Source organism: Sneathiella marina (assembly GCF_023746535.1).
GTDB lineage: Bacteria > Pseudomonadota > Alphaproteobacteria > Sneathiellales > Sneathiellaceae > Sneathiella > Sneathiella marina.
Genome location: NZ_CP098747.1, coordinates 1,410,049 through 1,429,173 on the forward strand (window position 1 = coordinate 1,410,049; position 19,125 = coordinate 1,429,173).

A 19,125-nucleotide genomic window follows, 5' to 3' on the forward strand; every position below is an offset into this window, starting at 1 on the left:
TGCCCCTGAAAAAGGCCCAAGAAAAAGGCGCTTTAAAAAAAGCGCCTGTCTCAATCGCCGGAGAATACCCGGCGTAAAAATATCTTACTTGATACCGAAGCTTGCGAAACGCTTGTTAAACTTGGCAACCTGTCCATCGTCACGAACCAGCTGTGTGCCGCCGGTCCAGGCAGGATGTGTCTTGATATCAATATCAAGCTTCAAAACATCGCCTTCCTTGCCGTATGTAGAACGGGTTTCGAAAGTCGATCCATCGGTCATTTCGACTGTGATGGTGTGGTAATCTGGATGTATTTCTTTTTTCATGTCGGCTCACCCTTTGGGGGACGCTAAAATTCTCTCAGCGCGCCTTATATTAAAGCTTTTCAAGGATAGCAAGTAAAGAAGTGGTTTAAGGGGATTTTTCTTGCATTCTTGGCCCTGCCGTATACATCCTTTCATCGTAAACAGTAACAAATATGGACATTACCGCGTGACAGATAGCAGGGAAGCCGAGATCCGGGCGGAAAACACCGGAAAGCCGAGGGAGGGGATCGGCCACCTCGTGGAATTGCTGCGATTCGTCCGTCCCTATAAATGGGCTGTTGCCGGTGCTCTGGTGGCGCTGGTGTTTGCCGCTGGCAGTACCCTCGGGATCGGGCAGGCAATCCGCCTGCTGCTGGATAAGGGATTTTCTGCAAGCTCCGGGGCGCTGGAGCCGTATTTTATCTGGCTGATGGGCGTGGTCGCCGTGCTGGCAATTGCCACTTTCGGCCGGTTTTATCTGGTGTCGTGGATTGGCGAGCGGGTCATCGCCGATATCCGCAAAGCGGTGTTTGATCATGTGCTTACCCTGAACCCGGCATTTTTTGAAATTACCCGGACCGGCGAGGTGTTGTCGCGGCTGACCACGGACACGACCTTGATCCAGACGGTTATCGGTTCGTCTATTTCTGTGGCCCTTCGAAATTTTCTGTTATTTATCGGTGGGCTGGGTGCCCTGATTTACACCAGCCCGTCGCTGGCCGGTATTGTCCTTCTGGTAGTGCCCATCGTCATTGTCCCGATCATCGTGTTTGGCCGCCAGGTGCGCAAACTCAGCCGGGCCAGCCAGGATAGTGTGGCCGCCGTTAGCGCCCGGGCGGATGAAACCCTGCGATCAATCCAGACGTCGCAGGCTTATACCCATGAGCAGCATGACCGGCTGCATTTTGCTGAAGAGGTCGAGATCAGTTTTCGCATTGCCATCAAGCGTATTCGTGCTCGCGCCTGGCTGACGGCACTGGTGATTCTCCTGATTTTCGGGGCCATTGACTTTGTTCTGTGGAGCGGGGCGACCGCGGTGGTGAACGGCACCATGACAGCCGGGACCCTGGGCGCCTTTCTCTTCTATGCCGTTGTTGTCGCCGGTTCCATGGGATCGCTCAGCGAGGTTTGGGGCGATCTGCAGCGGGCTGCCGGTGCGTCGGAGCGTCTGCTGGAATTACTGGCGGAAGAACCGACGGTGACGGTTGTCGATACTCCCTTGCCGCTGCAAGACCGGTTGCAGGAAAAAATAAGCTTCGATAAGGTCCTGTTCCATTATCCCTCGCGCCCGGACATGCCGGCGCTGGAGACGGTTTCCCTTGATATCAAGAAAGGTGAGACCGTTGCATTGGTCGGGCCCAGTGGCGCCGGTAAAACAACGGTTTTTCAATTGCTGCTGCGCTTTTATGATCCGCAAAGCGGCGCAATCTCCATCGATGGTACGGATATCGCCAAGACCGATCCAACGCAGTTACGCTCCTTGATGGGGCTGGTCCCGCAGGAACCGGTTATCTTTGCCGATACGGCGTATAACAATATCCGCTATGGCCGGCCAGAGGCTACCGATGAAGAAGTCCGTGCCGCTGCCGATGCCGCTGTGGCCACGGAATTTATCGACGCCATGCCCGAAGGTTTCCACACCGAGTTTGGCGAGCGGGGCGTCAAGCTGTCCGGTGGTCAAAAGCAGCGCATCGCCATTGCCCGCGCCATTTTACGCGATCCGGAAATCCTCCTTCTGGACGAGGCAACCTCGGCGCTGGATGCGGAAAGCGAGCGGTTGGTTCAGGTTGCTCTGGAGCATTTGATGCAAAACCGCACGACGCTGGTCATTGCGCACAGGCTGGCAACCGTCCTGAACGCGGATCGTATTATCGTACTGGAGAAGGGCACCGTCGCAGCCGAAGGGACCCATGAAGATCTCATGCGCGAAGACGGGCTTTATGCGAAACTTGCCAAACTGCAGTTTGATACGGGCCGGGCTGCACTTACTGCTTGAAGAAAATCTTGTAATTTATTGAAATAGAACGCGTTCAACAACAGTTTTGAGCTGAAGTTCAATGGATTTGGTACTGAAATTTGCATCATAATAGGCGCGGGCGTCGGCGCCAAATACGGGAAGCTGCGCCCTGTTTTCATACAGCCGTGTAACGCGGGCGGCGAGGGCCCCCGGGTCTCCGGCCGCTATCTGCATCAAACCATTTGTATCTGGACCCGGATAGGCCGTTGAGCTGCGTGTCACCACCGGTTTGCCGCAGGCAAGCGACTGATAAACCTTGTTGGGAATGACCCGCGCGGCCTTGTCACTTTCTCCGAATATGCCGAGGAGGAGATCGGCTTGCCGAATTCGGTCCGGTAACTGGGGATATGGAAGGGTGGGTTCAAAATTAATATTATTCCCATCTTCCGCCAGGGCTTCACAGCCGGGCCGCTCCGGGCCGTCTCCCAGCAATGTCCAGCGTATGGGTGCGGAACATTGCTTGGCGGCCTCCACGATGATGTGAGGCGCCTGTAGGCCAATGAAACTACCATAGAAGAGGGCTTCAAAGGGATCCGAAGGTGATGGCTCGGCTGAAGAACCCGGTTTAAAGAGCTTTTCTTCGGCGCCAACCGCAATAACGCTGATTTTTTCCCGGGCGATATTGAAGGTCTCGGCGAAGAAGTCCGCATGCCCCTGGGTGTCAGCAATGACGCATGCAGCGGAATTCAACAAGCGCGATTCCCAGATACGAAGCTTATGTCCTTTCGGGGATTCGGGGCTGAATTTTTTACGCTCGAACACCTGCTTGTCATAGGCGGATATCAAGGGGTCGAATATCAACGGAATATTTCGCGAGGCTGCCCAGCGGGTGGCGGCGGCAACATCCCGTTGGCGAAAAGCCGGTACCCAGACCAGGTCTGGCGTTTTGATCCCGGTGAATAGCGCTTGTAAATGCGCAACAGGGCTTATGCTGGGGATAAAGTCCGACACCTGCCATCCAAGGTCGAGGAAGGCTTGCCGGAGGATGCGGTTGCGGGAATAGTCAGGATCAAAGCGCCCCCACCATAAAACGCGCCGCGGCATATCATCGGCCATCAGCTTGTAATCTCCAACTGGTCAATAACCGCCTGCAGAGGTAAATCTGCAAGGTTATCTTCTCTTAACACCCGAACATCTGCGCCGCGCGGGCGCGACATATCCGGATTGGAGGCTTTTGAAAATAGCACGATGGTCGGGCAACCAACAGCCGAAATGAGGTGAAGCGGTCCTGTATCATTGCCAATCGCCAGTTTTGCCTTGGCCCCAAGGCTGGCGATATCGCCGAAACTGGTTTGCGAGGAAAGATCCATGGCGTCCGGGCAAAGCTGCCGGATTTCAGCAATAGCGTCGGCTTCGGCGGGGCCGCCGAGCAGCACGGCGGTCAGTCCGTTATTCTGAAGATGGCAGGCAAGCTCGCCAAAGCGGGAGGCCGGCCACCTTTTTTCCGGCCGATGAGCCGATCCTCCCGGGACCAGCAAGGCAATCTCCGAGGGCAGGGAGAATTTGGAAATATCGGTCATGGCCCAGGAAAAATCCGCCGCGGGAATGTCCGTGACACCGATGACGCCCAGTTGGTCAACATGTCGCTCGATGGTGTGAATTTTCGTCCGCATCGGGCTTAAATGGGGATGCGAGCCGGCTTTCGCATATCCACACCATTCCGGCTTTTTACCAGCCGCAAACAAATTGAAATAGGTATTTGTCCGCTGTGATGTCTGTAAATCATAAACCCGATCAAATTCGCCTGATCTTAGCTTTTTTCGAAGTGTCGCCAGGCGCTTGAAATTCCACAGCTTCGGTTTGTCGTCAATCCAGATGTCATCAAACAAGCCGGATTTTTCCAGAAAACCGGCGAACGGTTTTGTTGTCAGTAACGTAATCTTGGCATCTGGATGCTGCTGCCGGATGGCCTGAAAAGGGGATTGTGCCAATATAACGTCGCCAAGGGCACCGTGCTTGATGACCAGGATATTCTGCATTCACCCGGCCCCTATCTTTCCGTGAGCTTTAATTCAATTCGCCGATTACGCAAATAGCCGATTTCATCTTCACGATCGTCAATGGGCTGGAATTCGCCAAAGCCGGTGGGGGCAAGCCGGTTTGCAGGGATTCCCTGACCGATCAGGAATTTCGTAACGGATAATGCCCGCGCCATGGACAGCTCCCAGTTGGACGGGAAGCGGGCCGTATTGATCGGCTGACTGTCCGTATGGCCATCCACCCGAAGGATCCAGTCGATATCCTTGGGAATATCCTTGGAAATGCTCAGCAATGTTGCGGCAAATTTAGCCATATCCTGCCGGCCTTGCGGACCAAGCTGTGCCTGGCCTTCACCGAACAAAACCTCGGATTGGAAAACGAACCGGTCTCCAACGATACTTATGCCGGGGCGATTGCGCAGAACTTCCCTTAACTTTCCAAAAAATTCTGACCGGTATTGTTGCAACTCCTGAACTTTTTGAGCGAGCGCCTGGTTAAGCCGGCTGCCCAAATCGGCGATTTGCGCCTGCTGTTCGATGTCTTTAGCTTCGCTTGCCTCCAGGGCCTGATTAAGTTTTGCCAGTTCAGATCTGAGGGAATTGATCTGTGCGTTCAACAACGCAACTTGCGAAGCCGCCGCCGCGGATAACGCTTCTTCCTCTGTTAATTTGTCCTGTGTTTGGAGGTAGAGCGTTTGCAACTCGGCCAACCGGATTTCACGCTCTTCTATATCTTTTTGCGCCAAAACCGTGCGATCCGTTTCCTCTGCCAGGCGGGCTTCCAGTTCCTTACTGCGATCGCGCAAGTTGCCAACTTCGGTTTCACTTGATGCCAGTTTCGATGTCAGCTCTTCCAGCTGTTCATCGCTGAGCTGCAACTTGGCTGCCATGTCACTGACATCCGTTTCCAGCTTTTTGCGCAGGGCTTCCAAGGACACGATATCGCGTTTCAGACTTTCAAGCTCTGCCAGATTGGCTCTGACAACTTCCTCGCTGACCACCAGTTTTTCGGCCGTCGCGGCAAGGGCGGTTTCGGCCGCCGTTGCTTTTTCAGTTTGCTCTTTCAGCAATATCGTCAATCGATCACGATCTTCTTCGGCAGATAAGGCTCGGCTGTTGAGGGTATCCAGTTGGATAATGACATTGTCCCGCTCTTCCTGTGTGCGGGCGAGATCGATTGTTATTTGGCTTATCTCATTTTCAAGTTGCGCACTGGTACCGCGTTCCAGGGCGAGAAGATCTGAAAGCTCATTGACTTGCTGATTGAGTTTTTCAAGCGCCGCGTCACGGCCGGAGAGAGCTTGTGAGAGGAAAAATTGTGCCAGGACAAAAACCACGAGCAGAAATATGATAACCAGCAATAGGGTGGTAAGGGCGTCGACAAAGCCGGGCCATATTTCATAACTGGCGCGCTGTCCGCTGCGTCTACGAGCCATTACTTACTCCGTCATCCGCGGCTTGCACTGAGTCACCCACGACGGCTTTCTTCTGCGATCGCGGCAATTGTCCGGGTTAAAAGCTTGATGTCGCTGCGAATTTCCTGAACCATCAACTCCCGTCCATCGGCGCTTTCTTCCAGCATTCGCACCATATGCACATCCATGTTACGCAAATGATTTCGGCTGGCCTGATCCAATCCTGCCTGCTCTCCCGATTTGGCAAGCCGTTCCAGAACCGGTTTCAGATCCGTTTGTCCCTCCGCCAGTTTGACAAGTAAATCCTGTTCCGTCCGCATCTGGTCGGTGAGAGCGGCGAGGCGTTCGCTGAGTCCAATAAGGGAATTCTCGGCAGATCCGCGCTTGTCCTCATTTCGTACGAGCGTGCGTTGCAAGTTATTGAGACTTTCCGCTGTTTGCTCCAACAAGGCCTGAACATAGGCGGGAACACTCGGATCGCCTTCGGTGACAACACCAGGTGTAGAGGCGGAGAACCGCGTGATCGAGGTTAGCCATTCCTCCAGGTCCGTGTAAAACCTGTTTTGGGCCTGGCCGGCCTGCATATCCAGAAATCCAAGAACCAGCGATCCGGACAAACCAAACAAAGAGGATGAAAAGGCAATCGCCATACCGGCCAGCGGTTTTTCCAATCCAACCTTGAGTTCATCGAAAACCTTGGAGAAATCGCCGCTGCCGACATTGAGGGTCGAAATGGCGGCGCCAACGGAATCAACTGTTTCCAGCAATCCCCAAAAGGTCCCGAGCAGGCCGAGAAAGACAAGAACATTGATCATGTACCGTGAAATATCACGGCCTTCGTCGAGCCGTGTTCCGATGCTGTCGAGGATCGTGTTCATGGTAATCGCCGTCAGCCGCACAGGGCCGTTGGAATCACCGATAATTGTGGCCAGGGGGGCAAGAAGCTTGGGACCGCGAAGAGGAGGCGCGCCAGCATCCAAACGCCGCAACCCTTGAATCCATTTTACTTCGCCCGAGAGTATGAACACCTGCCGAAGGATAAACCCAATTCCAAACAGCAACACCAGAAGAATTAAACCGTTCAACGCCGGATTGGCAAGAAAAGCTGTTTGTATGGGTTGGTATAAAAGGACTGCAATAGCGACGACAATTGCCAGAAAAATAGCCATCCGGATATAGTATCTCCGGGGCTTCTTGATATTGGGCGCCCCGATAAGGCTTGGCGTTTCTAATCCGGATAGGCTTGTCATAGTCACCGCGCAATCATTACTAAATCAACCCGGTCTACAGGGCCATCACCGGTTGGCTGGCCCAGAGCCCGTACTTCAATTTTATTGTTTTTCACACCCAGGTCCATCAATTTTGATCGAACAGAAAGGGCCCGGCCCAATGAAAGACGCCGTGCCGCACTATTGCTATCCCCGGTCGCGTAGGCGATCAGCTGGACATTCTGTCCCTCATTCTGCAATTGATCGGCAATTGCCTGAATTTCAGCTTCTGCTGAAACTGGAAGCGCTGCTTCGCCAGCGGGAAACAAAATCCGCGTCATGTCACCGGTCGCCCGTGTAATGGGCGCAGGATCTGGTTTCTGTTCGGGAGGCAGGGCCGCAACAACGATTTCTTTTTCTTTCGGCGGCTCTGTTGGTGCTTCTACATTGTTCGATTTTTGGGGCGCCGGGCTAGTTTCTTCCGCTTGGGGTTGCGCATCATCCGTTCCTGCTTGCGGCTGTAAAGGCGCAGTTTCTTTCGGTGTGCCGGTTTCGGTGAGGGGGGCCACCTTTGCAACCGCTTCAGAGACAACATCCTGTTTTACTGCTGCCGCCTCTGCTGCGTTTGGCTGTGAAGAGCCAGACGCCAGGGCCGTATTTTCGGGAACCGTATCAAATTTTTCAGGCGCGCCGGCACCCGGAGCAGCCTCTGCTGTTTCTGTTGGTGGAAGCTTTGCCGGATTAACTGGCGGTACAGGTATTGCTGTTGTCTCGGCCGCCGTTCCTGCGGGTTTACTTGCTGCCGTTTCGGGCAAGGATAATTCGGGCTTAACCCGCGGGGTAACAACCCTCGGCTCAGGGGCCTTTTTCTGTAGACTTGGCGGCACCAGAATGATGACGTTGCTGCCATCTATTATCCGCTGCGGTGCGGTATATTTTGTTTCGGATTTTGGCGCCGGCAAATTAACCTGTACGTTGGACGTGCTCGTGCTTGATATGACGATTGGTTGAGCAGCGACTGCAATGGCCGCACTGGCACCGGTAAGAGAGAGTGTCAGGATAAAAGTATTAAGAAGGTGGCGCGCATTTTCCGCATTATTTTTCATAACTGTCGCTAACCTCCCCAATTACAAATGCAGGATCCCAAAATCCTTTGCACCGATATGACGCCCATCATGGAACTTGCCAATTGATAATGGCAACTTTGCGGCATGACAAACTTCCGGGATATACAATAACTTAGCAGGGGCTCCCTCACAATCCCTTAGTTTTGCGGCAAATTTGACGCAAGTCCAACGCCCGAGGCCTGTGGAAGAGTTTAACTTCAGCTATTTAACGTCCCAATCTAATCTTTCGGAAAATATCCAGCATGGATTTATTGATGCCGCCAGCGGTTGCCAGAATATCGCCTTTTTCCAGCATTTTCTCTCCGCCATCCAGTTGGCTGACCATGGCACCTGCTTCGCGGGCGATAATAATACCGGCAGCCATGTCCCATTCCTTTAAATTCCGCTCCCAGAAACCATCAAAGCGACCCGCTGCAACATAGGCTAGGTCAAGGGACGCAACGCCAAATCGCCGAATACCGGCAGAGACCTCCATGACCGCCGCCACTTCCTTCAGGAATTTGTCATGATCTGCGATACCGGCAAAGGGAATCCCCGTTGCCAGAATGCAATCAGCCATGCTTTTCCGGTTTGAAACCCGAAGGCGGCGGCTGTTCATAAAGGAGCCGACCCCTTTTTCCGCCCAGAAAAGCTCATCACGGATCGGATCAAGAACAATACCGGCAATGATTTCCTTGCCTGCTTTGACCCCGATGGAAATGGCGAAATGAGGTAATCCATGCAAGAAATTGGTGGTCCCATCCAAAGGGTCAATAACCCAACTATGGACACCGTCTTTTGACGGGACAACGCCGCCTTCTTCAAGGATGAAACCAAAGTCCGGCCGTAGCCGGCCCAATTCCTCACGCAATGTCGCTTCGGCCGTCAAATCCGCCTGGCTCACGAAATCAGCAGGGCCTTTACGCGAAACCTGTAAATGCTCGACTTCGTTGAAGTCGCGATTAAGTTTGCGCGCGGCTTTGCGCGCGGAGAGTTCCATTGCGTTGATAAGGGCGGATTTTCTCGCCATAGTATTTTACCTGATTAAATTCCGGGAAAAGGACGGCCCGGCTATTCCGCGCGCTTAAGATATTCTGAAGTTTCCGTATTGACGACGACTTTTTCGCCCGTTCCGCAAAAAGGCGGAACCATGATACGGACACCATTTTCCATGATTGCTGGCTTGTAAGAGGACGCGGCTGTCTGGCCTTTCACTGTCGGCTCGGTCTCTGTGATTTCCAGAATGACCTGTTCGGGCAGAATTACGGTGAGGGGGCTGTCCTCGTGAAATTCAATTTCAACAGCCATGCCATCCTGAAGATAGACCGCTCGCTCGCCGATCATATCGCTTGAAATGGAAACCTGATCATATGTACTTGTATCCATGAAGGTCAGCATATCGCCATCGGCAAACAGATATTGATGTGGTTTTTGCTCAAGCCGCACCTTCTCAACAGACTCAGAAGCCCGGAACCGTTCATTGAGCTTCGTGCCATCCCGCAAGTTTTTTAGCTCCACTTGAAGATAGGCACCGCCTTTTCCAGGCTGTGTATGCTGAATTTTTACGGCGACCCAAAGACCCCCTTTATGTTCAACCACGTTTCCGGGGCGAATTGCGTTTCCATTTATTTTCATGACTGAACTCTATTTGCTCGACGTTAAATTTCTGGCCGGGACCCTAACAGGTTGCGATTACCTTATCAATCATGCGATTGAAATCTCGGACCGCCTGTTTCGGGCCAGCCTTGTAGTTCCAGACGCCGGCAGACACGGAAAGAAAATCCGCCCCATTTTTAACCAGCGCCGGTGCGTTTTCCACGGTTATGCCGCCGATGGCAACACAAGGTGTTTCGATAAGCCCGGAACACCAGCTGAGAATGTCAACATCGGCGCGGGTCGTCTCATCTTTGGTGGTTGACGGGAAAAAAGCGCCGAAGGCCACATAATCCGCCCCATTTTCCGCCGCTTGCATGGCCAGGTGCTTGGAATTTTTACAGGTTACACCAACAATGGCATTTGCCCCAACAATCTCCCGGGCTGCCTTGAACGGCATGTCATCTTGCCCGATATGAACACCATCGGCGCCCAACTCACGAGCCAATTGCGGGTCATCATTCAATAAAAAAGCGACATTAGCCGCCTGGGCAAGTGGCATCAAACGCTTTGCGGCCGTAACAATTTCATCCCGCGGGCGATCTTTCAGCCTGAGCTGGAAGCAGGCGACATCTCCGCCTTCCAGTGCTTCCTTGAAGGCTGTTTCAAAGCTGTCCAAATCGATCTCTGCGGGGGAGATTAAATAGAGCCGAGTGGGTATTCTTTCCGGTAATTCCTGGCCTTGCATTGACGTCGACCTATTCCATTCCCGCGTTATATTCACCGTCGCGAGCGGCACTCGTTAGCTTCGCCCGGTGCAGAAAAGCAGCTTGGGCCGCAGCAACATTCTCTGGCTTTCCTTGCCATGCAGCCAAGGCTGAGCTTTGTAACGCGCGCCCATATGAATAGCTGATTTCCCACGGCTGTTTGCCCTGCTGGTTCATGACGTTCAGATTTTCCGTTGCCTGCTGTTCAGATTGCCCGCCGGACAGAAAAACGATCCCGGGAACTGCGGAGGGAACCGCTTGCGAGAAACAATACAGGGTTTTATCAGAAATTTCTTCGGCACCAGCTTGCTCCTGACAGTCGGCGCCTGAAATCACCATATTGGGTTTGAGAAGCATTTGCTCCAACACAACGCGTTGCTTGTACAGCTCATCGAAAACAGATTTCAAGGTTGTTTCGGTTACCGCATAGCATTCGTCAATATTGTGATCACCGTCCATCAGAACCTCCGGTTCAACGATGGGGACAATATTAGCTTCCTGGCACAAGGCAGCATAACGGGCGAGGGCATGGGCATTTGTATCAATACAATATTGGCTTGGCGCGCCATCCTTAATTGCGATCACGGCACGCCATTTCGCAAATCTGGCACCGAGTGAATAATATTCGGAGAGGCGCTCCCGTAATCCATCCAAACCTTCGGTGACCAACTCGCCATTTGAAAAGGCGAGGGGCTTTGCGCCCATATCTACTTTAATCCCCGGAATAATACCGTTGGCTTTGAGTAGTTCGGGGAAGGGTGTTCCCGTGCCTGAGGATTGACGAAGTGTTTCGTCATATAAAATGACACCGCTGATATAATCCGATGCGCCGGTCGCCGTGAAAAGTAATTCACGATAATCGCGCCGACTGTCTTCGGTACTCGCGGTACCAATACTATCAAGCCGTTTTTTGATGGTCCCGGTGCTTTCATCAGCCGCCAGGATACCTTTGCTCGGGGCAACCAATGCCAAGGCAACATCTTCCATATCAAGATCACTCATGATCTCTTCCTTTTTTCGTTTGTTTAGGCCGGGTCACTATCGAGGGCGAGAACACCTGGCAAGTCTTTGCCTTCCATCCATTCGAGAAAGGCACCGCCCGCTGTTGAAATATACGTAAATCCGTCGGTCACCCCAGCCTTGGCCAACGCCGACACCGTATCGCCGCCACCTGCTACAGATATGAGTGTTCCATTTCGGGTCAAGGCTTCCGCCGCCCGCGCAACTGCAATGGTTCCATCGCCAAAAGGATCAATTTCAAAAGCGCCAAGCGGGCCGTTCCATATCAGTGTTTTCGTATTCTTAAGGCGATCTTCCAACAGCGATGCAGAAGCTGGTGCGATATCCAGGATCATTTCGTCTGACTGAACATTTTCAACAGACGCCGTTCTATTAGCCGCGCCTGCTTTAAATTCCTTGGCGAGAACGGCAAATTCTGGCAACAGGATTTCGCACCCGATTTTTTCTGCCTTGGAGAGAATTTCGTTGGCCGTGTCCGCGAGATCATGTTCACAAAGCGAGGCGCCAACATCAACGCCTTTGGCATTGAGAAACGTATTGGCCATGCCGCCGCCGATTACCAGGCAATCGACCTTTTCAATTAAATTGAAAAGCAGATCGAGTTTTGTTGAAATTTTTGCCCCGCCGACAATTGCCATAACAGGTCGCAATGGATTCTCAAGCGCAGAAGAAAGAGCGGTTAGCTCCGCCTCAAGGTTTAGGCCCGCATATGCAGGCAAAATATGCGCGATGGCTTCCGTTGATGCATGGGCCCGGTGGGAACATGAAAAAGCATCATTGACGTAAACATCACCGTTTTTCGCCAGTTCTTGGGCAAATGCATCCTCATTTGCTTCTTCGCCGGCATGGTAGCGGACATTTTCAAGAAGTATGACACTTCCTTCTGGAAAATCTCGAACTTTCCTGTGTGTATCTGCTCCAATGCAATCTTCAACGAACTCGACGGGCGATCCGAGATGCCGTGCGAGGCCCGCGGCAATAGGACGGAGCGACATTTCCGGAACCGGCTTGCCCTTGGGGCGACCAAAATGGCTTAGCAATACGATTTTAGCGCCTTTGGCTTTTAATTCCTGAAGGGTCGGTACAATTCGTTCGATGCGGGTAAAATCAGAAATTTCTCCATCTACCATGGGTACATTCAGATCTACCCGGACAAGAACAGTCTTGCCGTTCGCGTCCAGATCATCGAATGTCTTGAAACCGACCATCCTATCTAACTCCGTATTCTACTTGTATTTAGCTGGCGTTTGACATGGCAATAGCTGTATCACCCATGCGGTTTGAGAAACCCCATTCGTTGTCGTACCAGCTCAAAACCCGAACAAATGTCCCTTCGATGACTTGCGTCTGCGTAAGGTCAAAAGAAGAGCTTGCAGGATGATGGTTGAAGTCCATTGACACCAATGGCTCGCTATTGGCGTCCAGCACGCCTTTGAGGCGGCCATTCGCAGCCTCAACGATTGCTGCATTGACTTCTTCAACGGAAGTTGACCGACCGGCAACAAAGGTGAGATCGATCATTGACACGTTCGGCGTTGGAACCCGCACAGATGTACCATCAAGTTTTCCGGCCAGTTCAGGAAGAACCAAGCCGACAGCCTTTGCGGCGCCTGTAGAGGTTGGGATAATTGACATGCCGGCTGCGCGCGCGCGGCGCATGTCGGAATGAAGAGTATCAAGAACAGGCTGGTCGCCGGTGAAGGCATGAACCGTTGTCATGAAGCCATGAACCAGTCCGACGGAATCATTCAAAACCTGGGCGACAGGCGCCAGGCAATTTGTCGTACAGGACGCGTTTGAAACAACTGTGTGCTCTGCTTTCAGCTGATCATGATTGACACCGAATACAACTGTCAGGTCTGCTTCAGCACCGGGTGCCGAGATGAGAACTTTTTTTGCGCCGGCAGCCAAATGAGCTGCGGCCTTGTCGCGTTGTGTAAAAATGCCGGTGCATTCAAAGGCGATATCTACACCTAGCTCACCCCAGGGTAAGTCTGCGGGATTGCGTTCTGCGCTTACCTTGATAGGACCGCGCCCCAGATCGATACTGTCACCGGACACCGTGACGGTTCCCGGGAACCGGCCGTGAACACTATCGTAGCGAAGAAGATGTGCATTGGCTTCCACAGAACCGAGATCGTTGATGCCGACGACATCGATATCGGTGCGCCCACTTTCATAGATCGCCCGTAAAATATTTCGCCCAATACGTCCAAAACCATTGATTGCTACACGAACAGTCATCTTATTCTTACTCCTTATGTCGACAAGCGATCACGTGACCGCCCGTAACTGAATTAAAGTCTTTCCTTTGCAGCGGCAACAATCGCCTCTGCAGTAATGCCGAAATGCTTGTAAAGATCTTCGGCGGGCGCGCTTGCTCCGAAGCTGTCAATGCCGATGAAACCGCCGTCAAGGCCGGTATATTTTTGCCAGCCCATGGAGCAGGCCGCTTCTACCGCAATCTTAACGGTTCCCGGCCCGAGAGTTTCGGTCTTATAAGACATATCCTGAGCATCAAAAAGTTCCCAGCACGGCATGGATACAACACGCGTTCCGATACCTTCTGCCTCAAGTTTCTTCTGGGCCTCTACAGCGATTGTAACCTCAGAGCCTGTAGCAATAAGCGTGACTTTCGCCTCGATATTCGCAGCCGAAAGCTCGTAACCGCCCTTGGCGGACAAGTTCTCCTCCGTATGTGCAAGGCGCAAAAGCGGCAGGCCTTGGCGGCTCAATGACAACACGGAAGGTGTTGATTTTGCCTCAAGCGACAATTGCCAGCATTCCGCCGTTTCTACAGCATCGGCGGGGCGGAAGACGTTAAGATTAGGAATGGCACGTAACGAGGCCATATGTTCAACAGGCTGATGGGTTGGCCCGTCTTCTCCCAAACCAATTGAATCATGTGTCATGACGTAGATGACACGAAGACCCATCAGGGCCGAAAGCCGGATGGCGGGGCGGGCATAATCAGTGAACACCATAAAGGTTCCACCATAGGGAATAAATCCGCCATGCAGGGCAATACCGTTCATGAAGGCTGCCATGCCAAATTCCCGCACACCGTAATAAACGTAGCGACCGGAGAAATCCTCAGGTGTTACCGGCAACATATGCGAGGTCTTCGTCAGATTTGATCCTGTTAGATCCGCCGATCCGCCGATCGTTTCAGCGATATGCTCGTTGATTACATTCAGCGCTTCCTGGCTGGATTTACGCGACGCCCAACCGGGTGCTGTGTCACTCAACGTTTGCTTATATGCCGCAATGGTGTCGTGAAAATCGGCGGGTATTTCGCCGGATTGGCCGGTTTCGAAGGCCTGGCGGATATCTGCACTCTGCGCGTTGAGATTTTCTTCCCAGGCAGCCGACAAACGAGCGCCTTTGGTTCCAACGGTCCGCCAGCAATCCAGTATCTCGACTGGCACATCAAATGCGGCATGAGGCCAGTTTAGCTGTTTGCGTGTAAGCTCAATTTCATCATTGCCCAGCGGTGCGCCATGAGCGGAAGCCGTTCCTTGTTTATTAGGTGCGCCATATCCGATTGTCGTCCTGCAGGCGATCATCGACGGCTTGTTGGTCTTGCGCGCGGCATCAATTGCTTTTTCAATTTGTTCGGCATCATGACCATCGATAGTTTGCACGTCCCAGCCAGCAGCTTCGAACCGCTTGCCCTGGTCATCTGAAACCGCCAGGTCTGTCGCGCCATCGATGCTGATGGAGTTGTCATCCCATAACAGCACAAGCTTGCTGAGGCCCAAATGGCCGGCAAAGGAAATCGCTTCGTGACTAATTCCCTCCATCAGGCAGCCATCTCCCGCGATGACGTAGGTATAATGATCTACCAGGGTGTTAAAACGCTCTGCCAACATCCGTTCCGCGAGCGCCATTCCGACAGCGGTTGCCAGACCCTGGCCCAAAGGACCCGTTGTCGTTTCAATACCATCCGCATGTCCGTATTCGGGATGGCCCGCGGTTTTTGATCCTAATTGCCGAAAATTCCGGATCTCATCAAGTGTAAGGTCTTTATATCCCGTCAGGTGAAGGAGGGAGTAAAGTAAGCTGGAGCCATGTCCTGCGGAGAGAACAAATCGGTCGCGATCCGGCCAATTGGGCTTTGCCGGGTCAAATTTCAAAAATTTTGAATAAAGGACAGTTGCCACGTCAGCCATTCCCATGGGCATGCCGGGATGTCCGGAGTTTGCTTTTTGCACAGCTTCCATGGAAAGAGCACGAATGGCATTGGCCATATCGTTATGTTTTGACGAATTCGCAGACGGCGTAAGCCCGGAGTTGTTCATAGTTGGCTCATCTTTGTTCCACCAGCCACTAAATATGTTCCTTCAACATTAATTTACCACCAGAACAGGAGGTAAATTCCGTTGCGTATATTGCTGGTGCCCATTGAGGGTTTAGTTACAATTTGCATCCGTGATTTGGGTAAATCCGGTTAGTATGGCAAGCAAAAAACATGCATTGTCCAAACAACAAGATCCACCGGCCTCCAGATGGCACTTTTGGAATCGTGCGGAAGATGCCGCCCAAACTTCTTTTCGTCAACTGCTTAGTTGCCGGTGACACCCGGAATCCCAATAAAAAGGCCACAACCAATTATGTTGACGGGCCTTATGGCAAAATCGTATTGTGGAATATGAGGGATATCACGTAAGTGATGCTAACCAATGTAAAAATACAGGGCGGGGGGCAAGCAGATTAGCGAATCAAGATTAGACGCTGCTTTATCGCGATTGGAGAAGGCGGCTGCAGCCGCTATAGATGATCGCAATCAGGGTAGTTTCGATATGGGAGCCGACCAAGCGACAGCTGGTTTGCAAGCCGAAAATGCTGCATTGAGAGAAGAGCTCAAAGCAATGACCGAGAAATACGAAACGCTGGAGCGGACAGCCGATACTATTTCCGGGCGCCTCGATAATTCCATCAATGAACTGACCGCGATTTTGGAGCAATAAACCATGGCATCTTTGACAGTTAAGGTAAATGGCCGGGCATATCCAATTGTCTGCGGAGACGGCGAAGAAGAGCATTTGGAATATCTTGCGGAATTTGTAGACAAGAAGGTTCAGGATTTGTCGGAGTCCATTTCCAATGCGAGTGAAGGTCAATTATTGTTGATGGCGTCGTTACTTATTGCTGATGACTTATCCCAAGCCTATGAAACTGTCGAAAAATTACGCGAGGAAGCAGGCGGGACAAATACAGATATGTTGGCTGAAAAAATTGAAGCTATTGCAGATCGCCTGGAAAGCGCTTAAGTAGAGCCTCAGAGCTGCACTGGCTTGTGCGTTTGATGAATGATATCCTGGGGCCAATAACGAAATCCTGGGAGCTGTTCCCTGACTGGACCCTGGTCCTAACATATCGGCGCCCACCTGACTTGTCAGGCCACGGTGATTTCCACGCATCGACGGCTATGTTGGTGCAGCTTTTATTTTCTAGTATATCTTTGATAGAAATCATACCAAGTGACATCGCAAGCCTCTCAAAAACAGGTCCAGCGTGGACATGCCCAGAAAATACGGGATGGCTTGTCAGTGGCGGATGCTGCGTCTCTGGCGGCCGATAATTTCCTTCACGCTTTTCCGCCTTCCAAAAATGAAACCCTGTCCCTTTATTGGCCCATCGGTTCGGAGTTAGATACCCGACCTCTCTTGATCAAACTTCACGAAGCGGGCGTCACTTGTGCTTTGCCGGTTATAGAGAAAAAAAATCATCCACTGTTCTTTCGGTGCTGGGACCCGGAAATGATTTTGCAGCCGGGCCCCTTCAAAGTTCCCGTTCCTCCGGAAACCGCAGAAACGGTAATGCCCGATGTTGTAATCACGCCTTTACTTGCCTTTGATGCAGCAGGCTATAGACTGGGATATGGCGGTGGTTTTTACGATAGAACGCTTGAGAAATTACGTAGAAATTCCAGGTGCAAAGCCATAGGGTTCGGATATGTCGGTCAGGAGGTTGAGACAGTCGCGACTGATCAATATGACCAGCAGCTTGATGCTATGGTGACAGAAAGAGACGTTAGGATATTTACGTGAAGTTTGCATATTTCGGTGACGTAGTTGGACGATCCGGTCGAGAGGTCTTGATCGAAAGATTGCCTGAGATACGAAAGAGACTCGACCTTGATTTTGTCGTGGTTAATGGTGAGAATGCGGCGGCGGGCTTCGGTATAACAGAAAAAATATCCGAGGAATTTTACGCTGCCGGTACGGATTGCATTGTCCTTGGCAATCATAGTTTTGATCAAAAGGAAATAATGCCGTACCTGGAAAAGGATGCCAGAATTCTGCGGCCGGTAAATTATCCGGCTGGCACACCCGGTCGAGGCTTTAGTGGTTTTAAAACGCGCAATGGCAAGACAATTCTTGTCATTCAAGTCATGGCGCGGCTTTTCATGGATCCGCTGGATGATCCGTTTGCTGCCGTTGATAAAATTCTTGCTGCCAACCCGCTTGGTAAAAAATTTGATGCCATATTGGTTGATATACATGGTGAGATAACGTCTGAAAAAATGGCAATGGGGCAATTCTGCGATGGTCGGGCGTCCCTCGTCGTTGGAAGCCATACACATGTGCCGACTGCAGATGCACAGATCTTTCCCGGCGGCACAGCTTATCAGACCGATGCGGGGATGTGCGGTGACTATAACTCGGTGATTGGCATGGATAAGGAGGAACCCTTGCGGCGCTTTACCAGAAAAATTTCAGGGGGAAGATTTACGCCGGCTTTGGGGGCAGGGACGGCATGTGGTGTCTTCGTCGCAACAAATGATAAAACCGGTCTTGCCCAGATGGTTTCACCGATCCGGGTTGGCGGCCGTTTAATGGAAATCTGGCCGGAATTAAGCTAGTTATACAACTTCGTTAAAAACCGCGTGCCTCTGGAGGACGGATCGGTTACAAACGGCAATACCAGTATACATGCATCAAAAATAAGAGACGGAATATGGCGGGACATTCACAATTCAAGAACATTATGCATCGCAAGGGCGCGCAGGATAAAAAGCGGGCGAAGATTTTTGCAAAGCATATCCGCGAGCTGACGGTTGCAGCAAAATCCGGCCTGCCTGATCCGAGCATGAACCCGCGTTTGCGGACGGCCATTGCGGCAGCACGCAGTGATAATATGCCCAAGGATAATATAGACCGGGCCATCAAACGTGCCTCAGGCGAAGGCGACGGTGAAGTCTATGAGGAAATTCGCTACGAAGGCTATGGCCCGGGTGGTATCGCGGTTATTGTTGAAACCTTGACGGACAATAAAAACCGGACGGCGGCAGAAGTTCGCTCCGCTTTCTCTAAATCCGGCGGTGCCCTTGGGGAAACCGGATCAGTTTCCTTTATGTTTGACCATGTCGGGCAGGTTGTCTTTGACGCCGCAGAAATTGATGGCGATGATATCTTTGAAGTGGCCCTGGAGGCTGGCGCAGATAATGTTGAAAGCGACGATCAAATCCATGAAATCACCTGTGCGTTAGAAGATTTCAACGATGTGAGAGATGCGCTGGAAGAAAAATTTGGCGAACCGCAAGAAGCCGGCATAATCTGGAAGGCGCAAAATACCATCCCTGTGGAAACGGAAGAAAAAGCAAACTCGGTTTTCAAGCTGGTTGATGTATTAGAAGATAATGACGACGTTCAGAAAGTTTCGGCGAATTTTGACATTCCGGCCGACATAATGGAAAAACTCGGCGACTAGTCTCTGAAAGGAAAATCGT

At 51.9% G+C, this 19,125-nt stretch carries 19 protein-coding genes and 1 other RNA gene; 7 read left to right on the forward strand and 13 right to left on the reverse strand.

Annotated features, from left to right (window positions below):
* Positions 1 to 84: 84 nt before the first annotated feature.
* On the reverse strand, positions 85 to 306 hold the full coding sequence (gene rpmE / locus NBZ79_RS06750) for a 50S ribosomal protein L31 (RefSeq protein ID WP_251936675.1): 222 nt from the start codon (positions 304 to 306) through the stop codon (positions 85 to 87).
* Between the two features lie 166 nt (positions 307 to 472).
* Between rpmE and NBZ79_RS06755 the strand changes: the two genes are divergently transcribed.
* Positions 473 to 2,281 carry an ABC transporter transmembrane domain-containing protein gene (locus NBZ79_RS06755; RefSeq protein WP_251936676.1) on the forward strand — a complete coding sequence of 603 codons (1,809 nt, stop codon included), beginning with the start codon at positions 473 to 475 and terminating at the stop codon, positions 2,279 to 2,281.
* Between the two features lie 15 nt (positions 2,282 to 2,296).
* On the opposite strand, the gene NBZ79_RS06760 is transcribed toward NBZ79_RS06755, so the two are convergent.
* From NBZ79_RS06760 to tkt, 12 genes are all read right to left on the reverse strand, one after another.
* Complete coding sequence (locus NBZ79_RS06760; protein ID WP_251936677.1) at positions 2,297 to 3,358, reverse strand: glycosyltransferase; 1,062 nt, start codon at positions 3,356 to 3,358, stop codon at positions 2,297 to 2,299.
* On the reverse strand, positions 3,358 to 4,281 hold the full coding sequence (locus NBZ79_RS06765) for a glycosyltransferase family 9 protein (protein WP_251936678.1): 924 nt from the start codon (positions 4,279 to 4,281) through the stop codon (positions 3,358 to 3,360). The genes NBZ79_RS06760 and NBZ79_RS06765 overlap by 1 nt, the downstream gene beginning before the upstream one ends.
* A gap of 11 nt (positions 4,282 to 4,292) precedes the next feature.
* Positions 4,293 to 5,717: a peptidoglycan -binding protein gene (locus NBZ79_RS06770; RefSeq protein WP_251936679.1), complete on the reverse strand. Its 1,425-nt coding sequence runs from the start codon at positions 5,715 to 5,717 to the stop codon at positions 4,293 to 4,295.
* Between the two features lie 32 nt (positions 5,718 to 5,749).
* On the reverse strand, positions 5,750 to 6,946 hold the full coding sequence (locus NBZ79_RS06775; protein ID WP_251936681.1) for a hypothetical protein: 1,197 nt from the start codon (positions 6,944 to 6,946) through the stop codon (positions 5,750 to 5,752).
* Between the two features lie 2 nt (positions 6,947 to 6,948).
* Positions 6,949 to 8,010: an OmpA family protein gene (locus NBZ79_RS06780; protein ID WP_251936682.1), complete on the reverse strand. Its 1,062-nt coding sequence runs from the start codon at positions 8,008 to 8,010 to the stop codon at positions 6,949 to 6,951.
* A 226-nt stretch (positions 8,011 to 8,236) separates the two neighbouring features.
* Positions 8,237 to 9,040, reverse strand: coding sequence for an inositol monophosphatase family protein (locus tag NBZ79_RS06785; RefSeq protein WP_251936684.1), 804 nt, complete (start codon positions 9,038 to 9,040; stop codon positions 8,237 to 8,239).
* Positions 9,041 to 9,081: 41 nt separating this feature from the next.
* A complete protein-coding gene (gene efp / locus NBZ79_RS06790) occupies positions 9,082 to 9,645 on the reverse strand; it encodes an elongation factor P (RefSeq protein ID WP_251936686.1) in 564 nt (187 codons plus the stop codon).
* Positions 9,646 to 9,688: 43 nt separating this feature from the next.
* Entirely contained in the window at positions 9,689 to 10,402 is a 714-nt protein-coding gene (thiE, locus tag NBZ79_RS06795; protein WP_251936689.1) for a thiamine phosphate synthase, read from the reverse strand.
* Entirely contained in the window at positions 10,362 to 11,372 is a 1,011-nt protein-coding gene (locus NBZ79_RS06800) for a class I fructose-bisphosphate aldolase (protein ID WP_251936691.1), read from the reverse strand. Before NBZ79_RS06800 ends, thiE begins: the two co-directional genes overlap by 41 nt.
* 23 nt (positions 11,373 to 11,395) lie before the next feature.
* Positions 11,396 to 12,598 carry a phosphoglycerate kinase gene (locus tag NBZ79_RS06805; RefSeq protein ID WP_251936693.1) on the reverse strand — a complete coding sequence of 401 codons (1,203 nt, stop codon included), beginning with the start codon at positions 12,596 to 12,598 and terminating at the stop codon, positions 11,396 to 11,398.
* 28 nt (positions 12,599 to 12,626) lie between these two features.
* Positions 12,627 to 13,634: a type I glyceraldehyde-3-phosphate dehydrogenase gene (gap, locus tag NBZ79_RS06810; protein ID WP_251936695.1), complete on the reverse strand. Its 1,008-nt coding sequence runs from the start codon at positions 13,632 to 13,634 to the stop codon at positions 12,627 to 12,629.
* Between the two features lie 53 nt (positions 13,635 to 13,687).
* Positions 13,688 to 15,691, reverse strand: a complete 2,004-nt coding sequence (gene tkt, locus NBZ79_RS06815) for a transketolase (protein ID WP_251936696.1) — start codon at positions 15,689 to 15,691, stop codon at positions 13,688 to 13,690.
* A gap of 447 nt (positions 15,692 to 16,138) precedes the next feature.
* On the opposite strand from tkt, the gene NBZ79_RS06820 reads away from it, so the two are divergent.
* The 6 genes from NBZ79_RS06820 to NBZ79_RS06845 all read left to right on the forward strand — a co-directional run bounded on the left by NBZ79_RS06820 (position 16,139) and on the right by NBZ79_RS06845 (position 19,106).
* The gene (locus NBZ79_RS06820) at positions 16,139 to 16,360 is read left to right on the forward strand and encodes a hypothetical protein (protein WP_251936697.1); all 222 of its coding nucleotides are present in this window, start codon (positions 16,139 to 16,141) and stop codon (positions 16,358 to 16,360) included.
* A gap of 3 nt (positions 16,361 to 16,363) precedes the next feature.
* Positions 16,364 to 16,663, forward strand: coding sequence for a cell division protein ZapA (locus NBZ79_RS06825; RefSeq protein WP_251936698.1), 300 nt, complete (start codon positions 16,364 to 16,366; stop codon positions 16,661 to 16,663).
* 13 nt (positions 16,664 to 16,676) lie between these two features.
* Positions 16,677 to 16,835: non-coding RNA, 6S RNA (gene ssrS / locus NBZ79_RS06830), on the forward strand.
* Positions 16,836 to 16,873: 38 nt separating this feature from the next.
* Positions 16,874 to 17,443: a 5-formyltetrahydrofolate cyclo-ligase gene (locus tag NBZ79_RS06835; RefSeq protein ID WP_251936699.1), complete on the forward strand. Its 570-nt coding sequence runs from the start codon at positions 16,874 to 16,876 to the stop codon at positions 17,441 to 17,443.
* Positions 17,440 to 18,258, forward strand: a complete 819-nt coding sequence (locus tag NBZ79_RS06840) for a TIGR00282 family metallophosphoesterase (protein WP_251936700.1) — start codon at positions 17,440 to 17,442, stop codon at positions 18,256 to 18,258. Before NBZ79_RS06835 ends, NBZ79_RS06840 begins: the two co-directional genes overlap by 4 nt.
* Before the next feature lie 95 nt (positions 18,259 to 18,353).
* Positions 18,354 to 19,106 (forward strand): YebC/PmpR family DNA-binding transcriptional regulator, encoded by a 753-nt coding sequence (locus NBZ79_RS06845; protein ID WP_251936701.1) that lies wholly within the window; start codon positions 18,354 to 18,356, stop codon positions 19,104 to 19,106.
* Positions 19,107 to 19,125 lie beyond the last annotated feature (19 nt).